At 70.6% G+C, this 20,184-nt stretch carries 19 protein-coding genes; 9 read left to right on the forward strand and 10 right to left on the reverse strand.

The window, feature by feature from the left end; genetic code table 11:
* Positions 1-279 precede the first annotated feature (279 nt).
* Complete coding sequence (locus OG206_RS01435; RefSeq protein ID WP_327111303.1) at positions 280-1,176, forward strand: class I SAM-dependent methyltransferase; 897 nt, start codon at positions 280-282, stop codon at positions 1,174-1,176.
* A 31-nt stretch (positions 1,177-1,207) separates the two neighbouring features.
* Here the strand turns inward: OG206_RS01435 and OG206_RS01440 are convergent, their stop codons facing one another.
* A complete protein-coding gene (locus tag OG206_RS01440; RefSeq protein ID WP_327111305.1) occupies positions 1,208-1,576 on the reverse strand; it encodes a winged helix-turn-helix transcriptional regulator in 369 nt (122 codons plus the stop codon).
* 224 nt (positions 1,577-1,800) lie between these two features.
* On the opposite strand from OG206_RS01440, the gene OG206_RS01445 reads away from it, so the two are divergent.
* Positions 1,801-2,835 (forward strand): zinc-binding alcohol dehydrogenase family protein, encoded by a 1,035-nt coding sequence (locus OG206_RS01445; protein WP_327111307.1) that lies wholly within the window; start codon positions 1,801-1,803, stop codon positions 2,833-2,835.
* A gap of 97 nt (positions 2,836-2,932) precedes the next feature.
* Here the strand turns inward: OG206_RS01445 and OG206_RS01450 are convergent, their stop codons facing one another.
* Both OG206_RS01450 and OG206_RS01455 read right to left on the reverse strand, forming a co-directional pair.
* On the reverse strand, positions 2,933-3,931 hold the full coding sequence (locus tag OG206_RS01450; RefSeq protein WP_327111309.1) for a helix-turn-helix domain-containing protein: 999 nt from the start codon (positions 3,929-3,931) through the stop codon (positions 2,933-2,935).
* A 180-nt stretch (positions 3,932-4,111) separates the two neighbouring features.
* Positions 4,112-4,912 carry a M23 family metallopeptidase gene (locus tag OG206_RS01455; protein WP_327111311.1) on the reverse strand — a complete coding sequence of 267 codons (801 nt, stop codon included), beginning with the start codon at positions 4,910-4,912 and terminating at the stop codon, positions 4,112-4,114.
* A gap of 442 nt (positions 4,913-5,354) precedes the next feature.
* On the opposite strand from OG206_RS01455, the gene OG206_RS01460 reads away from it, so the two are divergent.
* Both OG206_RS01460 and OG206_RS01465 read left to right on the forward strand, forming a co-directional pair.
* Positions 5,355-6,482, forward strand: coding sequence for a hypothetical protein (locus tag OG206_RS01460; protein WP_327122151.1), 1,128 nt, complete (start codon positions 5,355-5,357; stop codon positions 6,480-6,482).
* A 39-nt stretch (positions 6,483-6,521) separates the two neighbouring features.
* Entirely contained in the window at positions 6,522-7,802 is a 1,281-nt protein-coding gene (locus OG206_RS01465; RefSeq protein WP_327111312.1) for a hypothetical protein, read from the forward strand.
* On the opposite strand, the gene OG206_RS01470 is transcribed toward OG206_RS01465, so the two are convergent.
* Complete coding sequence (locus OG206_RS01470; protein ID WP_327111313.1) at positions 7,730-9,010, reverse strand: FAD-dependent oxidoreductase; 1,281 nt, start codon at positions 9,008-9,010, stop codon at positions 7,730-7,732. The two genes, OG206_RS01465 and OG206_RS01470, sit on opposite strands and share 73 nt — an antisense overlap.
* Before the next feature lie 251 nt (positions 9,011-9,261).
* On the reverse strand, positions 9,262-9,954 hold the full coding sequence (locus tag OG206_RS01475) for a TetR/AcrR family transcriptional regulator (RefSeq protein ID WP_327111315.1): 693 nt from the start codon (positions 9,952-9,954) through the stop codon (positions 9,262-9,264).
* A 256-nt stretch (positions 9,955-10,210) separates the two neighbouring features.
* Here OG206_RS01475 and OG206_RS01480 point away from each other — a divergent pair, with 256 nt between their 5' ends.
* From OG206_RS01480 to OG206_RS01490, 3 genes are all read left to right on the forward strand, one after another.
* Positions 10,211-10,489, forward strand: coding sequence for a polyprenyl synthetase (locus OG206_RS01480; RefSeq protein WP_327111317.1), 279 nt, complete (start codon positions 10,211-10,213; stop codon positions 10,487-10,489).
* A complete protein-coding gene (locus OG206_RS01485) occupies positions 10,479-11,534 on the forward strand; it encodes a polyprenyl synthetase family protein (protein ID WP_327111319.1) in 1,056 nt (351 codons plus the stop codon). Before OG206_RS01480 ends, OG206_RS01485 begins: the two co-directional genes overlap by 11 nt.
* Before the next feature lie 79 nt (positions 11,535-11,613).
* The gene (locus OG206_RS01490; protein ID WP_327111321.1) at positions 11,614-12,774 is read left to right on the forward strand and encodes an oxygenase MpaB family protein; all 1,161 of its coding nucleotides are present in this window, start codon (positions 11,614-11,616) and stop codon (positions 12,772-12,774) included.
* A 136-nt stretch (positions 12,775-12,910) separates the two neighbouring features.
* Here the strand turns inward: OG206_RS01490 and OG206_RS01495 are convergent, their stop codons facing one another.
* Positions 12,911-13,180 carry a hypothetical protein gene (locus tag OG206_RS01495; protein WP_327111323.1) on the reverse strand — a complete coding sequence of 90 codons (270 nt, stop codon included), beginning with the start codon at positions 13,178-13,180 and terminating at the stop codon, positions 12,911-12,913.
* Positions 13,181-13,418: 238 nt separating this feature from the next.
* Between OG206_RS01495 and OG206_RS01500 the strand changes: the two genes are divergently transcribed.
* Positions 13,419-14,006 carry a helix-turn-helix domain-containing protein gene (locus tag OG206_RS01500; RefSeq protein ID WP_327111325.1) on the forward strand — a complete coding sequence of 196 codons (588 nt, stop codon included), beginning with the start codon at positions 13,419-13,421 and terminating at the stop codon, positions 14,004-14,006.
* A gap of 149 nt (positions 14,007-14,155) precedes the next feature.
* Complete coding sequence (locus tag OG206_RS01505; RefSeq protein ID WP_327111327.1) at positions 14,156-15,031, forward strand: class I SAM-dependent methyltransferase; 876 nt, start codon at positions 14,156-14,158, stop codon at positions 15,029-15,031.
* A 63-nt stretch (positions 15,032-15,094) separates the two neighbouring features.
* Here OG206_RS01505 and OG206_RS01510 read toward each other — a convergent pair whose 3' ends face one another.
* The 4 genes from OG206_RS01510 to OG206_RS01525 form a co-directional block, all read right to left on the reverse strand.
* A complete protein-coding gene (locus tag OG206_RS01510) occupies positions 15,095-16,030 on the reverse strand; it encodes an NADP-dependent oxidoreductase (RefSeq protein ID WP_327111329.1) in 936 nt (311 codons plus the stop codon).
* Between the two features lie 63 nt (positions 16,031-16,093).
* A complete protein-coding gene (locus OG206_RS01515) occupies positions 16,094-16,885 on the reverse strand; it encodes an oxidoreductase (protein WP_327111331.1) in 792 nt (263 codons plus the stop codon).
* Between the two features lie 256 nt (positions 16,886-17,141).
* The gene (locus OG206_RS01520; protein ID WP_442805780.1) at positions 17,142-18,461 is read right to left on the reverse strand and encodes a ThuA domain-containing protein; all 1,320 of its coding nucleotides are present in this window, start codon (positions 18,459-18,461) and stop codon (positions 17,142-17,144) included.
* A 58-nt stretch (positions 18,462-18,519) separates the two neighbouring features.
* Entirely contained in the window at positions 18,520-19,911 is a 1,392-nt protein-coding gene (locus OG206_RS01525; protein WP_327111333.1) for a ricin-type beta-trefoil lectin domain protein, read from the reverse strand.
* Between the last annotated feature and the right edge of the window lie 273 nt (positions 19,912-20,184).

Raw genomic sequence — 20,184 nt, forward strand, 5'->3', positions numbered from 1 at the left:
CGCACGGATTGCGGGACGGCCCTTACGTGCTGCCCCCGATCCCCGCCCTCCGACGATCCGGCCTTCACAGGCCCACACCTGGGCCGACCGGGCTCGGGTACGGCGCGCCCCTCGGCCCCACGGCCGGGCACGGTGGAGGATCGGTGGGCAGCGCACCGAGGCGTTCCGCCCGGCACCGCACCGCGACGTGGAAGGTTCTGTCATGGGACTGAGCGACGACCCGCTGTTCCGGCCCGCCGCCGACCGGGCCGGAAGCCTCGTCGGCGACGGAAGCCCCTGTTGCGCACCGCTCGCGCCGTGAGCGCCGGTACGGGCGCGAGTGGCGCGGGCGGCGGCCGCTACGGTGAGTCCTTCTTCCGCCCCGAACAGGCCGGAGAGGGACGACGAATCGACTTCGGTGCCCTCGCCTACGACGATGTCACCATGGCCCGGCTACGCGCCGTCGGGGCGGGCCCCGGGTGGCGCTGCCTCGATGTGGGTGCCGGCACCGGAACGGTCTCCCGTCGGCTGCTGCAGGATGCCGGGGTGGCGAGTGTGCTCGCCGTGGACCGCGACGTACGGTTCATCGGTGGGCGGCCGGTGCCCGGGCTCGAGGTACTGGAAGCCGACGTCACCGCCCCGGGCTTCGTCTCGGGGCGGTTCCGGCTCGTCCACGCGCGCTTCGTGCTCATGCACCTGCCGGAACGCGACCGTCTGATCACAGCGCTCGCCGAACTCGTCGCGCCCGGTGGCGTGCTGGTCCTCAGCGATGCCGTCGACCTCACGAGCGACAGCGCGCCGAGCACGCCCTACGCGACGGCGATGCGGGCCATGTGGAAGGGGCTGCGGGCCACCATCGGCACCGACGTCACCTGGGTGCCGTCGTACCCGAGGCTTCTGCGTGAGGCGGGTCTGGGATCCGTCGCCGCCGAGATCCACGTGCCGCCGCTGCTGCCGGGCAGCGCCATCAGCCGCTTCTGGGCCGACACCTGGAAACGCAGCCGAGCGGCCATGACCGCCACGGGTCTCGTCGACGACGAGGCCGTCGACGAGGCGGTCCGGTATCTGGGGAGCGATGAGTGCGCCGCGGTGTCGGCCGGCATGCTCACCGCCTGGGGGTGGAGGAGCGACGGACCCGCCACCCCCAGGACCCGCGCCTTCCCTCAGCCGTCCCACGATGCGGATCGAGCGGAGTGACTCCGGGGGCTGCCGATGGGGAGAGCTGGGGTCACGAGGTCGCTGCCTGGATGTCGTCGAGATGGTTCTCGACCCACAGCCGCAACTGCCCGAGGGGTTCGGCCACACTCTCGCCGAGCGCGGTCAGGTCGTACTCGACGTGAAGGGGAACCGCCGGATAGACGGTCCGGGTGACGAGTCCCTTCTCCTCCAGGCGCCGCAGCGTGCTGGTCAGCACTTTGGGACTGACGCCCTGCAGGCGGCGCTGGAGCGCGCCGAATCGTTGAGGGCCGCCCTCCATCGCCCCGATGGCCAAGGCGGACCACTTGTTGGCCAGCAGGTCGAGCACCTCACGGCACGGGCATTGCGCCGCGTACACATCATGGTGCTCGTGCGCGTCGTTGCTGCAGGTCATGGCCATCGGGCAGTCCTCGTCCTCGGTGCGGGCCTCTCCATACTTCCCATTGGGAAGTATGTGCCCTTGCAGGTTACTGCCGCCTCAGAGATAGCGTGAATCCGTCGATCACCACCGAGCCGGCTCGTCCCGTGGTCGCGCCTGATCGCACGGCACGACGGGCCTTCCGGGGTCGCCCCGGGGCAGTCGGCCGCAGGAACAGCCCGGCCCGCAGAAGGAGCAGAGGAACCATGAGCCCAGCAGAAGACACGACGATGCGCGCGGTCGTGTACCGCAAGAGCCTGCCCGTCCAGGACCACGAGAGCCTGCTGGATGCCGAATTGCCGGTCCCCCGCCCCGGCCCGCACGACCTCCTGGTCGAGGTCGAAGCGGTCGCAGTCAACCCGGTGGACTACAAGGTGCGGCAGAACAGCGACCCCGGCGGGGAGGCGAAGGTCCTGGGCTGGGACGCGGCGGGCACCGTGGTGGCGGTGGGCGAGGCGGTGGAACGCTTCCGGGTCGGCGACGACGTGTTCTACGCGGGAGCCATCGACCGTCCCGGCTCGAACGCCCAGTACCAGGTGGTCGACGAGCGGATCGTGGGTCGCAAGCCCGCCACCCTGTCCTTCACGGAGGCGGCGGCGCTGCCGCTGACCTCGCTCACCGCCTGGGAGGGCCTGTTCGAGCGCTTGGGCTTGCGCGAGGGGGCCATGGAGCAGCGCGGCGCGCTCCTGGTGACCGCGGCGGCGGGTGGTGTCGGTGCCATGGTCGCGCAGCTGGCACGGGCCCTCACCAGCCTGACGGTCGTCGGCACCGCTTCGCGTCCCGACAGCGCCGACTTCGCCCGCCGGATGGGCGTGAACCACGTGGTCGACCATCACCGCCCGCTGCCCGGCCAGTTGGCGGAGGTGGTCCCGGACGGAGTGGACTACGTCTTCAGCACGGCGGGCACCGACCGCAACCTTGCCGCGTACGCCGAGGTGCTGAATCCGCACGGACAGATCGTCGCGATCGACGACTTCGGTGCCGTGGAGATCGGTGTGCTGAAGTCGAAGAGCATCTCCTTCCACTGGGAGCTGATGTTCACCCGCTCGTTGTACCGGACCCCGGACCTGGTGACGCAGCACCACATCCTCACGCAGATCGCCCGGCTCGTGGACGCGGGCATCCTCGCCACCACGGCCACGACCGATCTGGGGACCATCAACGCCGCTCACCTGCGTGAGGCCCACGGTGTCCTCGAATCCGGAAAGGCCATCGGCAAGATCACGCTCACCGGCTTCTGAGGACGCGGCGCAGCTGAGCGCCTCCGGGGGGACCGCCCGGGCACGAGGGACCCGGCACCGGCGGCCCCCCTCCGGACGGACCGTCGGTGCCGGACGCTCACCGCAGGGATCCCTCCAGGACGGCGCGGCCGAGCCGGGTTCTGTGGTGCAGCACCCGCACGCCCTGGCGCTGTGAGAGCAGTAGCCCCGCCTCGCGGAGCACGGTGGCGTGCCGGCTGGCCGTGGACGGCGCCAGCCGCAGTGCCGCGGCGATGTCCATCGTCGTCATCGGACGGTCCAGCATGCGCAGGAGTTCGGCCCGCGAGGCGCCGATCAGCTGGGCCACCGGGGCGTCCCCGCCGCCGTGTCGGCGTTCGAACCAGCCCGGAGCGGGTGAGAGCGGGTGGACGAGGACAGGAGGCAGTTCCTCGTCGACGAGGGCGAGCGGGGCCCGTACGCAGAAGAAGGCCGGGACGAGCGTCAACGCCCGCCCGTGCAGCAACAGTTCGCGGTCCATCGGGTACGGGGCGCTTAGCAGCCGGTCGCTGTAGCGCCAGCCGGGCAGTTGGTCGTATCCGGTGAGGAGTCCCTCGGCGCCGTGGGTGAGGACGGCTTGGGCCCGTACGGTCCGGTCCGCTGCCGCCTGTGCGCCGATCGCGGGCAGGTAGGGCTCGACGGCCACCCGGTGATAGGCACGCAGGGCCGAGCCGAGGCGCTGCAGCGCTTTCGGGCACCCATCGGCGAGCGGCCGTACGCCGGCGGGGACGGGGCGGCTTGTATGGGCGTGCAGCCGGGTGAGTTCGGCGCGCAGTCTGCGCCGGGGCGTGGACAACAACCGGTCGAGGCCCGCGTCGAGATCGGCGTCCCCGCGGCCGGGTGTCAGGAAGTCGGGGAAGTACGAGCCGTCCGGACAGAGCCGCGTCAGTGCGCGGGTCACGGACACGAGACCGGCCAGCCGCAGGGCCGCGCCGACTTCGCGGCGCCAGGCTCCGAACGTGAGGGGCGCCTGCCGGTTCTGGAGGAGGTGGAGACTCAGCGCTGTCTCCCAGAGCGGGTCCACACGAGGCGCGACGCGTAAGCCGGCCAGTTCCCGGCTCGTGAATTCCACCCGCAGCACAGCGCACCCCCGGTGGTCACAGACGCTCACAGGCGCCTGCCCACCGGGCACTCTACGCGCATCACAGAAATGACGCATGCATGCCAGATTTCCGTGTGCGGCGCACCACAGGTTCGGCCGGAATGTGAGGCGGCCCGGCCGGAAATCCCCGGCCGGGCCGCGTCTGTTCGCCGTGCGGGCTCAGCAGAGCGGCACCCCGGGCAGTTGCGCGGCAGGGTGGTCGATGTAGATGTTGCTGATGAAACCGTTCTGATCGCGCAGCTTGCTCCACCAGTTGTTGCTGTATCCCTCGGCATTGACGGTGTCGCCCTGCTTCTGGCACAGGACCCGCACGGCTGTGGGACCGGCGAGCGTCGTGACGACGGGAGCGCTCACACGGGCGTCGGCGCGGACGTTGACTCCGCTGCCCCAGGTGTTGAACGGATAGCCGCTGCCACCGCAGCCGTTGTCGCTGGTCAGGTACGCCTGGTTGTAGCTGCCGGGGTAGGACAGGCCCGCGCCGTTGATGACGATGTTCTGGCCCACGCCGTTCAGGAGCTGCTCGTAGTGGATGTGCGCCCCGGAGGAGTTGCCCGTGCTGCCCGTGACACCGATCTGCTGCCCCTGGGCGACGGACGCGCCGCTCGGCACGGAGTAGGCGGAGAGGTGGAAGTAGTACGTCGTCCAGCCGCCGCCGTGGTCGATGGCTATGTAGTTTCCGGCGCCACTCGGCTGTGAGTACCGAGTGGCCGTTCCGGCGGCCGAGGCCAGCACCGGTGTGCCGGCCGTGGCGCCGCCGTCGGAGCGCACGAAGTCCAGTGCCCGGCGCACCTCGGCCGAGTGGTGGCTGTACGTCCAGCGCTGACCGCACGGGAAGGGCGCCTTGAAGACGGGCGCGGCCGTCGCGCCCGACTCGGCGGCCTGGGCCGGGACGGCCGACATTCCGGCCATCGCCAGGAGTGCCACAGCGAGCAGAGCCGGAAGACGTCTGAGGAACCTCACGAATGCTCCTAGGGGAAGGGGCCCGGACCGGATCCGGGCGAAGGCGCGGTGAGACGTCGGGAACGTAACGGTGAGCCGCGCCCCTGACAAGCACGGGAGGGTCTTCTTCGACCAGGAACGAATTGCTTGCGCCTCCGGCCGGGGAGCACCACCGTGGCGGCCATACGCCACAGCGCCGCCAGGCCGCCCGGCCGGTGCGCCCGTGCCCCTAGGAGCCCCCACTCCCATGCCACCCCCACACCCGGCTCGCCGCTTCTCGCTGCTCGTTGCCGCCCTGACGACCGTCGGCCTGCTGATCGTCGCGTGCACCGGGCACGCGGTTGCCGCGCCGCTTGGGCACCCTTCCTCCGTCGCAGGCGACGCCGCCCTCACGTCGCGTGTGCCGGGGGTGACGCACTCCGGCGCCGGGCCGGAGGCGTCCCGTCCTGACACCCGGACGGCCATGACCATCCCGGCGGACGTCACCGCGGGCGTCGCCGTGTTCGACCGGCTCACCGGACGCTTCACCGAATCGCGTGAGCCGGACCGCGCCTTCCGCTCCGCGTCGGTGGTCAAGCTGCTGCTGGCTCTGGACTTCCTGTGGAACCGGGGCCCCGCCTACGACCCTCCGCAGGCGGACCGGGACCGGCTCGCGGCGATGCTGAGCAGCAGTGACGACGCCGCCGCGAGCCACTACTGGTCAACGGGCGGCGGCAGTGCGGTGATCGCCCGCATGGTGCCCCGGCTGGCGCTCACCGGGACCCTCCCGCCGCCGGCGGCCTACCCCGGCTATTGGGGTTACACGGCGACCACCGCCGCGGACACCGTCCGCGTGTACCGCTACCTCCTCGACACGGCGCCGTTGCCCGTACGGGAAATAGTCCTGGGGGCGCTGCACCGGTCCACCCGCTGCGCGACGGACGGCTTCGACCAGAACTTCGGTCTGCCCTCGGCGTTCGAGGCGCCGGGTGCGGTCAAGCAGGGCTGGTCGGGCTTCACTTCGGGCGGCTGCACCCCGGCCCCGGCCGGACGTTACGGCCCTTCGTCCGGTGCTGCCGCCGGCGCGCACGAGCCGACGGACACGGCCACGGGCTCCGGAGAACCAGTGGCTCCCACCGAAGTCGCCGAGCGGTCGGCGCCGTCCTCGGCCCCTGCCGCCGCACCCTCGCTCGACCTGACGTCCGAGGCGCTGCACACGACGGGCACCGTCGGCCCCGACGACCGGACCGTCGTCGCCGTCCTCACCCTCCATCCGGACGGCACACCGTACGGAACCGCGTACAGCAAGGTCACCACGCTCACCGGCTCCCTGGACGTCCCCGGAGCCGTACGCCCCTCCGGCACCCGGTTCACCACCTGGGGCAGCGGCGTCCGTGTCCGTTCGGCTCCCACCACCGCGTCCGCCGCCCTCACGACGCTGCCCGCCGGAGTGGACGTCCTCGTGGGATGCCAGCAGCAGGGCGGCCTCGTGTCCGTGCCGCCGTACACCAACGACTGGTGGGCCTATCTGCCGCAGTACGGCGGCTGGATCACGAACATCTACGTCAACTCCCCCGGCAACACGCTCCCGGGCGTGGGCCGTTGCCCGTAGTTCCCCTCCTCCTCCCCCCCGCCGACCAGGAGGCTTTTCGTGCGACGCAACCAGAGATCGAACTCCCACGCCATACCCGCCCGCCGGGGGCCGGCCATCACGGTCTCCGTGCTGGCCGTCGCCGCGCTCACGCTCACGTCGGACCCCGCAGCCGCCCGTGACGCGGCTGCGGGGTCCGCTCCGCTCGGAGCCATCAGCTGGCGGGCCGACCTGTCCACACCCGCCGGGAGCGAGAGCAACATCAGTCGCACCGACGGCGCGCTGCGCCTTCGGGACGCCGGCCTGCGGCCCGCCTCCTCCCGCACCGCCCGCGGGCAGGGCACGGTCATGTCACCCGTGCGGGATCTCGGACGCGCGGTGAACCTGATCACCCCGGACCTCGACGCCACTGTCCCCGCCGGAGCCGAGGTCGCCGTCGACGTAAGGGGGCAGGACGGGCTGGGCCGGTGGACCGAGTGGCGTGAGGCACGTGCCGGTACCCCGGCCCGGCTGCCCCGGGCGGTCACCCGTGTGCAGACGCGGATCACCCTGGTCTCCGCGCCCGACGGCACCGCGCCGGCCGTCCGGGCCCTGGGCCTGACCGGCGAACTCGGTGACGCGCCCCAGGGGGCCGTGGCCGCGGAAGCCTTCACGACCAGTGTCTACGCGACACGGGAGGGTCTGGTCGGCGGCACCACGGCCAACGGGCACGTGATCGTCGCCAACGACCACTTCGTGGCGCTTCCTTCCCGTCGCGGCCTCTCCCCGAAGGGCAGCGGCCAGTACTCGGTCCGCGTCTGCGGTCCCGTCCGCTGCGAAACCGCTCCGGTGTGGGACGTCGGGCCCTGGAACACCCGCGACGACTACTGGAACCCGTCCTCGGTCCGCGAGACGTTCAAGGACCTGCCACAGGGCAGGCCCGAGGCACAGGCGGCCTACCAGAGCGGCTACAACGGCGGGCTGGACGGGTCCGGTCGCCGTGTGCTCAATCCGGCGGGCATCGACCTCGCGGACGGCACGTTCTACAACGTCGGCCTGAACAACAACGGCTGGGTCACCGTCACCTATCTGTGGACCGGCAGCGGTGCGCCGACCACGTCCTTCCCCACCTGGGGCACCGACGTCAACATCCGTCAGCAGCCGACCAGCGCGTCGACGCGGGTCGCACAGCTCCCCGGCCCCACGACGGTGCGCGTGCAGTGCCAGGTGCACGGCCAGCTCGTCCAGGCCGACGGCCACAGCAACGACGCCTGGTCCTACCTCCCGGACTACGGCGGATACGTCTCCAACATCTTCATCGACGTGGCCGAGGCATGGCTGCCGGGCGTCCCGAACTGCTGACCGCAACCGGGGCGTTCTGCCCCGTGTCGCAGGCATGACGAGCTGTGCGGACCTGGCGAACGGCCCTGTGCGTCGCCAGGTCCGGCGGTGAAGAACCCGGTCATGCGCTCCAGGCCGTCGTCGCCGAACATGGTCTCCAGGCCGGCGGCGGACTCGGTGGCCGCTGCCTCACTGCGCGGGAAGAGCGCTTCCTCGTAGGAAGCCAGCGCGGCTTCGATGTCGCCGGGAAGGGCGGCGATCGCCAGCCCGAGTTCGGCTCCGTCGAACATGGCGAGGTTGGCCCCCTCCCCCGCGAACGGGGACATCAGGTGAGCGGCGTCGCCGAGCAGGGTCACGCCCGGGACGCGGTCCCAGCGGTGGCCGATCGGCAGGGCGTGGATACGCCGGGGGATCAGCGCGCCGTCGGCGTCCGCGACCAGTGCGCGCAGGCCGTCGTCCCATCCCTCGAACTGGGTGAGTACCGACGCCTTGGCGACGGCGGTGTCTCCGAAGTCGACAGTGTCGAGCCAGTCCTCGTCGACCCGGAGCGCGGTGTAGACGTGCAGGCTTCCGTCGGTCTCCCGGTGGGCGAGGAGGGCGCGCCTGTCGCCGAGGCAGAAGAAGGATCCGGCGCCGATGATCCCGGCGCTGCGCGGGTGACGTACGTCCGCGTCCAGGAGGTCGGTCTCCACGAAGGAGATGCCGGCATAGGCGGGCTCGGCGTCCGAGAGGAGCGGCCGGACCCTCGACCATGCGCCGTCGGCACCGATAAGGAGGCCGGTGGTGACGGAGGAGCCGTCGGCGAAGGTCACTTCGTGCTGTGCGCCGCCCAGGGCGCGGGTTCCGGTCACCTTCCTGCCCCAGCGGATCATGCCGTCCGGAAGGGAGTTCAGCAGCAGTTCACGCAGGTCTCCCCGGTCCACCTCGGGCCGTCCGCGGCTCTCCTCGCCGCCCTCGTCGATGTGGACGGTGCCGTCCGGGCCGAGTAGCCGCATCGCCTCACCGCCCTCGTGGATGATCTCGCGGAACCCCTCGAAGAGTCCGGCGGCATGCAGTGCCTTCTGGCCGTTCTCCTCGTGGATGTCGAGCATGCCGCCCTGGGTGCGGGCGTCAGCCGACGCCTCCAGGTCGAACACGGCCGCCTCGATGCCGTTGGCGTACAGGACCCGGGCAGCGGTCAGACCGCCCAGGCCCGCCCCGATGATCGCAAGGGGGACGTGGGTACTCATCAGGACCTCCTGTTGTCGGCGTCCGCGTGCGGTGAATCGCACCGGGGCCGGCGGCGGGGCTGCTCGCGGCCCCGTCGAGGACCGCGCCGCTTTCGCACGCCCGGTTGCCCCCCGAGCGTAACGAACATGTTCGTTACGAACAAGTTCGTCACAGCCTGGCGCCCGGTGCCGGCGGCGGTCCGGGGCGCGGTCGGGGCAGCCCTCGGAGCCCGGTGGCATCCAGGGCGGCCGGGCTCAGCGGAGTGGAGGAGTCAGGAGTCGGTGCGGGGCACCGGAGTGACGGTGATGCCGTTGATCAGGACGTCGAAACCCCACCTCAACCGCCCGCCCGCGCCGGTGATGAGAGCGGGCATGTGGGCCCGCACGGCCGGGTGCGTGCTCGCGTCCACGGTGCGCAAGGCGCCCGTGAGCGCGTCCCAGTCCTCCTGGGCGGACGGATCGCCCCTCCTGGCCGAGTGCTCGGCGGCGGTGGCGGTAGCCGTCTGGAGCAGCTTGTCGACCCCCCACGCGACCTGCTCCACGGCGGCCCCGCTGCGCGAGAGCAGGTCCAGGACGCGGTTCAACAGGCGAAGGTAGTTCTTGCCGCTGGGCCGGGCCACGAGGGCAGAGCGGGCGAGCTGCGGATGCTGGAACAGCACCATCGTGTAGGACGTCAGCACCGCCACCAGTTGCTCGCGCCAGTCGCCCTCGGCGCCCTCGGCGGCCAGGTCGACCTCACCGAGCAGCGCGTCGAGCACGGCCGCGTGCAGTTCGGCGGTGCTGGACACGTAGACGTAGAGCGAAGCCGGACCCGTGTCCAGCTCCTGCGCGAGCCGGCGCATGGTGACCTTGTCCAGCCCCTCGGCACGCATGATCCGTACGGCGGTGTCCACGATTCCCGGCCGGGACAGGGCCGGCTTGGCAGGACGCTCCCGGCGGCTCGTCGGCTCTCTTCTCACAGTCACTCCGCGATCGTAACGAACACGTTCGTATCGGTGGGCGGAGCGGGACCGCTCGCCCACGGGCCGCTGAAGCGGGCCCGAAATCCCGTGGCCGGATGTTTGACCAGCAGCGGAAGGCTGCCACCCCGATCCGCACGACCGGGCGAGGTGCTCACTCGATGGTGAGTTCGTCCGCCATCGCGTCCCGCTCGACGTGACCCTGTGAGAGCGGCGCACGACCGGCGCCGCACGGCTATTGCACGGTCGTGGGGAGACGGCGATGACGCAGGACGCGAGAAGACACCTGGGACCCGACAGGCAGGCGGTCCTTCTGATGGCGGGCCTGGCGGATCTGGCGGTGACCACGCTGGGCTCGGCCCTGGGCTCGGTGCGAGGACTGCTCCGCCGGTCGGACGCCTCGGAACTGGCCGCCGAAGCGGAGCGGGAACTGCTGGCGCGGGGCCGGCTGATGCTGGAGCGGCACACCGTCCTGCCGCCCGCACACCTGGAGGTCCTCGCCAGGGAAGCACTGGCTCGGCGGGCTGCCGATGGCAGGTGACCTGTGGGATCCGGCCGCGTTCAAAGCGCGCGTGGACGACGTACTGCAGCGGTTCGTCGCCGGGGAGGCGGACAGGTTCGCCTCGATCGATCCGGCTCTGCACCCGGTGGCCGAACAGCTGGAGGCGACAGTCGCGCAGGGGAAGCGGCTGCGGGCGGCGTTCTGCTATTGGGGCTGGCGAGCGGTGGGGCAGCCGGACGACGACGCACTCGTGCGGGCGGCGGCATCGATGGAGCTGGTGCACGCCGCAGCGGTCGTCCACGACGACCTCATCGACGAAAGTCCGTTGCGGCACGGTCGGCCGACCGCGCACATCGCCCTGCGCGGGGCCGTACGCGGCCGACGGCGCGCCGCCGCAGCCGCCAGGTCGCTCGCGATGCTGGTGGGGGATCTGTTGATGGAGCTCGCCGGGCAGCTGTTCACCACCAGTGGACTGCCCGCGGCGTACCTCGGCCGGGCCCGCCCGTTGTGGTCGGCGCTGGCCCGTGAACTGATCGCGGGTGAATGCCTGGAAATCCTGCGGACCGGATCGGATCCGGACACCCGGGGCTCGCTCAAGGTGATCCGGTACAAGACCGCCAAGTACACCGTCGAACAGCCCCTGTTGATCGGCGGCGTGCTGGCCGGGGCGGGTGAGCGACTGCGCGAGGGCTACTCGGCGTACGGGCTTCCCCTGGGCGAGGCGTTCCAGCTGCGGGACGACCTGCTCGGTGTGTTCGGCAGTACCGCCCACACCGGCAAGGCCTGCGCCGACGACCTGCGCGGTCACCGGCCGACGGCCCTGCTGGCGGAGACCTGGAGGGCCGCCGGCGAGGACGAGCGCCGACAGCTCCGCTCGCTCCTGGGCAGGCGGGATCTCGACGAGGAGGGCATGCACACCGTACGAGCGATGATGCGCCGCCTCGAGGCCCCCGACCGCATCGAGGAGATGATCAAAGTGCGGATCGAGGAAGCCCTCGCCGCACTGCACGAACTCGATGTGCCGCGCCCCGCGGCCACGGCCCTCACCGCCCTGGCGCACTCGGTGACGACCCGTCTGTCCTGACCCCCTCGGACCGGCGCCGCCCCCGATACCGGACCCCTCTCGCCCTCTCGCGGGCGAACGTCGTGCAAGGAGCTCGGCCATGACCTGTACCGAAGAATCCCTGGACTCGCTGCGCCGGGCGGGGGACGAACTCGCCGACGCCACTGTCGCCGCGCTTTTCGAACGCGGGGAGGTCGGGAAGTTCAACACACTCATGCGTTACGTCTCCACCGCGGGAGCCCCCCTGCCGGACGGGCTGCCCGACGTCGCCCGGGAGTACCTCGCGGCCACGAGCGCGCCGCCGGCCTGGGTGGACTGGGAGGAGATGGAGAAGGCGCGCCTGTTCTTCATGGACAACAACGTGCACATCTCGACCGCCCTGTCCTTCGCCTCGATGCCGGCCTGCTACGTCGTCCCGCACGTGGCCAGGCTGCTGTCGGCCACCCACGGACTCAAGTACCCCTCCAAGCGGATGGCGGAGACGGGGCAGTTCACCGTCTACCTGATGCAACCGGGCGCCTTCGAGGCGGGCAGCCGGTTCATCCCGGCCGCCCAGAAGGTCCGGCTCCTGCACGCGTCCATCCGGCACCACCTGGAGCGTGAGGGCCGGTGGGACACCGATGCCCTCGGTACGCCGATCTGCCAGGAGGACATGATCGGCGGGCAGATGTTCTTCAGCCTGCTGGTCCTGGACAGCCTGCACCGCCTGGGCATCCACATGTCCACGGAGGGGGCCGAGTCGTACTACTACGCCTGGCGCGTGGTCGGCGCGATGCTCGGTATCGACCAGGACGCCGTGCCCGGAAACACCGTGGAGGCCCGCCGGTTCCTCGACCTGTACATGGTCCGGCACATGGGGCCGTCCGCGGAGGGCGCCCACCTCACGCGCCAGCTCATCGACCTCTACGAGGAGGTCGTGCCGGGTACCTTCTTCGACCCGATCGTGTCCTCGCTCATCCGCTACCTCGTCGGCGACACCTGCGCCAACTGGCTGGAGGTGCCCAGGACTTCGTGGGACACCGTCGTCAAGGCCATGCCCCACGTCCTCGGCGTCCTGGAGTCCGTCGAGGACAGCTCACCCCTCGGCGCCTGGGCGCTGGACCGCCTCGGTCACCTGACCACCCATCTCGAGCTGTCCTCACTGACGCGCGGACGGGTCATGCACTACGCCATTCCCGAACAGCTCCGGAAGGACTACGACGTCTCGGACGCGGTGCCGAGGAACAGCCGGTGGAGTCCCCCGCCCTCGACCGTCTCCTGAGCTCGCCCGCCCGTCGCGAGCGGCCCGCCCGACCCGCCGGCGGTCGCCGCCCGGGCACACCTCGGCCGGCTGCCGGGCCCCGTCCATGCGTGGGGCGCGGCAGCCGGCCGAGGTCCTCTCCACCCCGCTCGGTCCGTCAGCCGGCCAGCAGGGCGCCGAGAACCATCCCGCCGATCAGGCCGACGGCGCTGACGACGATGGCGGGTACGGCCAGCCGCTCGTGTCTGACCGTCTTCGCGATGATGGCCAGCACCAGGCCGATCACACCGAACACGATCGGCAGGAAGATGAGCGAGATCACGCCCAGCACCATCGCGATGATGCTGAGCACGTTGCCGGCCGTCGCACGCTGCGGTGCGCCGTGAGGCTGCTGCCCGGTCGGTTGGTTGCCGTACTGTGTCGTCATCTGCCGCTCCTTCGGGCGATCTCCCGGTAGCCGATCCCAGACGGATCGGCTCATCCCTCGCATACCCCCAAGTCATCCGCGAACACCGCCACTTGGGGTTTCCGTGCGGGAGACGCGCAGCGGCTTCCACGGATGCCCCGGGTGTGGATCTCACAGGGGTGCGCGTCCGGTGGAGGCGACCTGGCCCCTCGCACCGGCCTCCCGATCCGTGTTGCGGCGAGGGCATATGCTGTTGCTCATGGCGCATGAGAACGGCGAACTGGACAGCCTCGTACGTAAACGCATCCGGGCGCTGCGCGTGGCACAGGGTCTGTCCCTGGAGGAACTGGCAGGACGGGCCCACGTCAGTCAGTCCACGCTCTCCCGCATCGAGAACGGACAGCGTCGCCTCGCACTCGATCAGCTGGTCACCCTCGCCCGGGCCCTCGACACGTCACTGGATCAACTGGTCGAGACGGCCGCGGACGACGTCGTCATCAATCCGGTGATCGACGGAGCCCACGGGCAGACGCGCTGGCCGATGAGAGCGGAGCCGGGCATGAGCGTCGTGCGTCAGCGGTTGACCGAGCCACCCCCCGACAACCCCTCCCGCATGCGGGCGCACCCGGGCCATGAGTGGCTCGTGGTGCTCTCCGGCACCGCGGTCCTCATGCTGGGCCATCGCCGTGTGCGGGTCGAGACGAATCAGGCCGCGGAGTTCCCCACCATGCTCCCCCACGCCATCGGCGCGGATGGCGGCCCCTGCGAGATCCTCGGGATCTTCGACCGCGACGCCCGGCGCGGCCACCAGCGTGACGGCCGCCGCGACGGTTCGGACCGGGAATGACGGGGCTGCCCCACTCCGCCTCGCGAGGCGGGGGCTCTGACCGAGGACCCGGGAGGAGCTTTGCGCGCCCGGCATGACCAGGGGCCATCTTCTTGCGCGTACAGGAAGCGAACCCGCTTCAGGCGCATGGTCCCGTTAGCGTGGGGGACATGACTCACGCACACCCGCATGCTTCCCACCACGGGGCGCAGCACAGCCCCCGGCACGACGCCGACCCGGACGGTCAGGCCGAGATTCTCGACCTCGACGCCGAGGTACTGGCCGAGCACATCTCCGCGATCACCGCGTGGCTCCCCGTCGAGAGGGAGCCCCGCGAAGTCGTGGATCTGGGCTGCGGGACGGGAACGGGCACCTTCGCCCTTCTCGAGCGCTATCCCGAAGCGCACGTCACCGCCGTCGACTCGTCGGCCGAGCACCTTCGGCGCCTTCGGGACAAAGCGTGTGACGCGGGCGTGCGGGAGCGTGTGCACACCGTCCAGGCCGACCTCGACGCAGCCGACTGGCCGGACCTCGGCACTCCGGACCTCGTATGGGCCTCGGCGTCGATGCACCACATGTCCGAACCCGACCGTACGCTGCGCTCGGTCCACGGCCTTCTCGCGCCCGGCGGCCTGTTCGCCGTCGTCGAACTGGCCGGCTTCCCCCGCTTCCTGCCGGAGAGTGCCCCGGAGGAGCAGCCGGGCCTGGAAGCCCGATGCCACGACGCGAGCGAGCGCTACCACGCCGAACACGTGTCTCACCGCGGAGCCGACTGGGGTCCCATGCTGACGGCCGCCGGTTTCGCGATCGAGGGCGAACGCACCATCACCGTGAACATCGACGGTTCCCAGGACGCGGCCATCGGGCGCTACGCGCTCGGCACCCTTCAGCGTCTGCGCCACAGTGCCGTGGACTCGCTCTCACCTCGTGACCGCGCGGCACTCGACCGGCTGCTCGACGTGGACGGTCCTCACAGCATCCTGCGGCGTGGCGACCTCGTAGTCCGCACGGAGCGCAGTGTCTGGGCCGCGCGCCGCGGGAAGTGATCCTCGGCCGGGCGGGCGGGCCCGCGCTGAATCTCGGCGGTGGCCTGATCCGGACGAAGTCCCTTACGGCCTGCTGTCACCGCGGGCGACACGGATGATCGTTTTCCCGTGAGCACGCCGCGCGCCCGGGGCGAACGCCTGCGGCGCCTCGTCCAACGGGCGTACCGTGCCCACCACCGGCTCGAGCCGCCCGTCCCTCAGCCGCGCGGCGAGGCGGGCGAGCGTGGCACGGTCGGGTTCGACGACGAAGAACACCGCCCGCCCGCTCCGGGGCCGGACGTTCACGGGGTGAGCGATGGTGACCAGCGTGCCACCGTCCCGCACGAGGGCGGCTGAGCGGTCCAGGATCTCTCCTCCGATCACGTCGAGGACGACGTCGACTTCGCCGGCATCCTCCAGCGCCTCGGTTTCCAGGTCCACGAAGACGTCGACCCCGATTGCTGCGGCCCGCTCCCGGTCGGCGGACCGGCCGGTCCCGATGACGCGCGCCCCGGCCTCGCGGGCGAGCTGTACGGCGACGGATCCGACCCCGCCGGCCGAGCCGTGGATCAGGACCGTCCGGCCCGCGGCAAGGCGACCGTGGTCGAACAGTCCTTGCCATGCCGTCAGTCCGGAGATGGGCAGGGCCGCAGCCATCGTGTGGTCGACGTCGGCCGGCAGAGGAGCCAGGTTGCGGGCCTCCACGGCGGCGTACTCGGCGAGTGATCCGTCACGCGCCCAGTCCGCCATCCCGAACACGCGCTGACCGACACTCAGGCCGGTGGTCCCGTAACCCAACTCCACTACGACACCTGAAAGTTCGTGTCCCGGCACGCTGGGTGTGCGATCGCGGCCCGCCCGATCCGTCCAGGTGGCCGGCCAGGCAAGCTCCCCCGGTGTGAAACCGGCCGCGTGCACCTGCACGATCACGTCGTTCTCGGCGGCATGTGGGTAGGGGATCTCCGTCAGCGACAATCCCGCGGTTCCGGCCTCGCGGTCAATCACAGTGATGGCTTGCATGCCGTGTCCTCCATGCAGGTGTGGTGACGGACGAACGGTCCCATCGGGTGACAGCCAGGGGACTCACAGCGTCGGCACGTATCCGCCGTCAATGACGAAATCACTGCCCATGATGTTGCGAGCCCGGTCCCCGGCGAGGTAAACGACCAGGTCAGCCACTTCCGAAGGCCGGGAGAAGCGTCCCGAGGCAGTCGATGAGGCCGCCTGTGCCTTCACGTCGTCCGCCGATACCCCGGCCGCCTGGGAAACCGTGGCGGCCACTCCGCCGTCACCCGTCCACAGCTCGGTCTCGACCGGCCCGGGACTGACGCTGTTCACCCGGATCCCTCGACCACCGAACTCCTTCGACAGTGCTTTGGACAGACTGGACACAGCGGCTTTGGATGCGCTGTAGTCGACGACCACGGACTCGGGCAGGCGTGCGTTGACCGAGGCGATGTTGATGATCGAGCCGTCCCCCGCATCGATCATGCCGGGAAGTACCGCCCGGGTGACGGACACGGCGGTCATCAGGTTCAGCTCGATGGTCTGCCGCCACTGGGCATCGGTGACACTGAGGAATCCGCCCGGGCGCGCCGGGGCCGATCCCACGTTGTTGACCAGCACGTCGACGTGCCGGCCGGCGGCCGCGGCTGCCACCTGCTGTGCTCCGTCGGGCGAGGTCAGATCCACCTGGACCCAGGTCACGGCTCCACGGTCGGCCAGAGTCCGCAGCTCGTCGGTGGACGTCCGGGCCACGGCCAGGACATGGGCTCCGGCCTCGGCCAGGGCCGTCGTGACCGCGAGGCCGATCCCTTTGCTGGCCCCTGTGACAACGGCGTGCCGGCCGTCGAGTTCTGGCTGCTGGTCGTTCATCCCGGCTCCAGACGGAAGAGGAGGCGACAGTCCCCCGGCCGTGAGACCCCGGACGGGAGTCCGCTGTTCCTGATCCCATTCTGCGGCGTGACAGCCTCGGGCGCCCTGCGACGGGGTCGCCCCCTCACCGACCACGTGAAGCGGCCGGCACGGCGCTTCGGGGACACGGTCCCCTCACGTGCCGGCGGCCGGGTGCACACCGGTGGTGTACCGGTGCGTACCCGGCCGCCTGGCCGGTCTCAGTGACGGGAGCGGCTCACGGTTGGGCGGTGAGACCGAAGCTCTGTGCAGTGGAGCCGTCACAGGGACGCTGGGTCAGTTGCACGGAATCGGTCGCCGTCGAGGAAGCCGTGAGGCACTGACCGCTGTGCCTGGCCGAGAAGTGATAGCCGCCCGAGGTTTCCCGGACCGGCTGCCACTGCTGGTTGAGGCCGCCGGAGTACGACCACAGCTGCAGGGGCGCGCCCTGTGCGGTGGACCGGTCGGTGACGTCCACGACCTGTTGCGGGTTGCCGCGCGCCGCGATGCGTACGTAGCCGCCGTCGGTGCGCCTGAACTGGAACTGCTGGGCGACGGTGCCGTTGCACGCGTACTGCTGCACGACCGTCCCGTTGGCCGTGCTCGCTCCCCTGGCATCGGCGCACTTCCCGTTGGCACGGTTCTCCATCGCGTACCAGGTGGTCTCCGGGATGCCCTCGGCGGGCGGCTCGGTGGAGCCGGCGCCCGCGAGCCATTTGAGCCCGTCCAGAAGGAACCGGTTCTGGGTGGCGCTGGCGAACGTGGAGGAAGTCGGAGTGTTCGTGTCGTAGTTCATGGCGTTGTGCCCGAAGTTGGCGTAGAGCATCTTGTACTGGCGGTTGGTCCAGAGGATGGGGTAGTAACCGCTGTACCAGATCTCACCGGCGCTCGTCCCGAGGGGGAAGCTGGTGGGGTCGACCGAGGCGAGGATGTCGATGTCGGGGTTGTTGCGGAGATCGTTCGACCAGCTGTACCACTCGCTGACCGACGAGGTGAACGTCTGGGGCAGGCTCACTGTCGACGGGTGGGCCCTGTCCTCGACCCGCAGTACGGCCGTGGTCGGCCCCCACGTGTTGGACTTGAAGTTGCCACTGCCGAGGAACTGGTTGTAGTACCAGGGCCAGCTCTGGGCATCGGTCGTGAAGGCCGAGACATGGAAGCCCAGCCAGCCACCGCCCGCCCGCATGTACCGCTCGAAGCCCGAACGCTGCGCGGCACTCTGCGGACCGTCGTCGAGGAACAGGACAACGTCGTAGGCGTCCACGCCTCCGTTGGCGAGCAGGTTCCAGTCTGTGCTCGCGGTGTAGGTGAAGCCGTTCGAGGCGCCGGCCTGCGGGAACCAGGTGTTGGCCTCCCGGGCGAAGCTGATGTGGGCCTGGTCGTAGGTGCCGCTGTAGAGCCCCAGCACCTTGAACGGTGCTGCGGCGGCCCCGCGTTCCGCCGGACCGGCGGTGGACGGGGTCACTGTCAGGGAGAGCAGTGCGGCCAACAGGGTCAGGGCTGTCAGCAGCGACCGCAGTAAGCGGTGCGGGGGGCGGTGTGCTGTCGTCGTGGGCACGAGATCTCCTGCACGTCTGGGTCCGGGAGCGGACGGGGGGTGCGACACGGGAGGGCGATCAGCCGCGGTACTGCGCCAGGACCCGGGTGAAGTCCCAGGGCTGCTGGCTCACCTCGGAGCAGGTGTCAGCTCCTCCCCCGGTACACGGCCGGTCGCGGTTGACCGACCAGAACGTCAGTCGTGCGAGATGGTGCTGCTGCGCGTAGGCGAGGATGGTGCGGAAGTCGGCGACGGTGATGGTTTCGCCCACGTCGGTGACGCCGTTCATCGACGAGATGCCCGTGTGCCGGTAGGCCTGGTCGTCGCTGTATCCGTACGCGTTCTTCACCGCGGTCTTCAGCCCCTCGGCCGCGCGTGTGGTGAGCGTCCCCATGTTCTGGCCGTTTCCGCCGAAGTTGAACGGCATGATGGTCCAGCTGTCCACGGTCAGGCCCGCCGACGCCGCCCGGTTGATCAGGCCGGTGTCCGGTCCGCTCTGTCCGGTGCCGAAGGTGACGTACGTCTTGATACCGGGGTTGTTGGCCTTCACCGTCTTCAGGGCGTCCACGGTGCGCTGCTGGACGGTGGGGCTGTCGTAGGCCGCGGCCTCGATGTCGATGTCGATGGCCTTGAGCCCGTAGGCGTTGATGACCTTCTGGTACGCCGCCGCCAGTTCACCGGCACTGGAGCAGGAGCTCTCCAGTTTGTTGCCGCTCCAGCCGCCGAAGGACGGGATGACGTCGCCGCCGTTGCCGCGCACGGTGTTCACCGTCTGCTGGTCGACGCCGCCGGTCAGGGGACGGCTGCCGTCCCACTGGGGGTTGCAGTAGCCGTTGCTGAGGACGAAGGCGAGTGTGTACCACTTGACGCCGGTGGCGTTGGTGACGGTGGTCGGGCTCGGCGGGTTCCCCCACCCGTTGTACAGGTAGGGAGCGACGGCCATCGGCGCGTCGCCGCCTGGGGTGTCACCGCCGCCCGATGCGTTCCATGTCTGGTTGGCGGCGCCGGTACAGCTCCAGATCTGGAGCCGGGTGCCGTTCGCCGAGGAACTGCCGGTGACGTCGACGCACTTGTTCGACTGCGGGTTGACGATGGTCCCCGCAGCGGTCACCGTCCACTTCTGGTTCGCCCCGCCGGTGCAGTCCCACAGTTGGAGGGTGGCGCCGTTCGCGGTGGACCTGTCGACGATGTCCAGGCACTTTCCCAGCGCGCTGACGCTGCCGTCCGAGCCGACCGTCCATTGCTGGGCACCGGTGGAGTTGCAGTCGTACAGCTGGACAGCGGCCCCGTTGGCGCTGCTCGCGCCGGCGACGTCCATGCACTTTCCGCCCAGGCCGGTGATCTGCCCGGCGGCCGCCGAGGCCGGGGTCACCGCAAGGGCACCCGCGGCCGTGGTGAGAACTCCGACAGTGAGGACGGTGCGCAGCAGTCGGGACCGCCTGATGCGATCGAGGTGGGGGATTGCGGCCATAGGTGTCACGGCCTTTCGTACTCGGCGGGTGGGGGTGGGGTGCGCCGTACGTCGGCCCACACACATCCGCGTTCATACTTATGAACGCGGGTCGCATGCATGAGGAGGCTTTGGTCGGTGAACCTAAAGGTCTGAACCAGTGCCCGTCAAGATGTCGGGACGCATGAGAAGCAGCCCGCGGGCGGCGACGCCCGCGCCGGGGGGATTCGGCCGACTCGAGGGCACTTCCGCCGACTGCGCGCCTCGCCGCGATCGCCCCTACGATGGGCGGAG

The organism is Streptomyces sp. NBC_01341 (assembly GCF_035946055.1).
Lineage (GTDB): Bacteria > Actinomycetota > Actinomycetes > Streptomycetales > Streptomycetaceae > Streptomyces.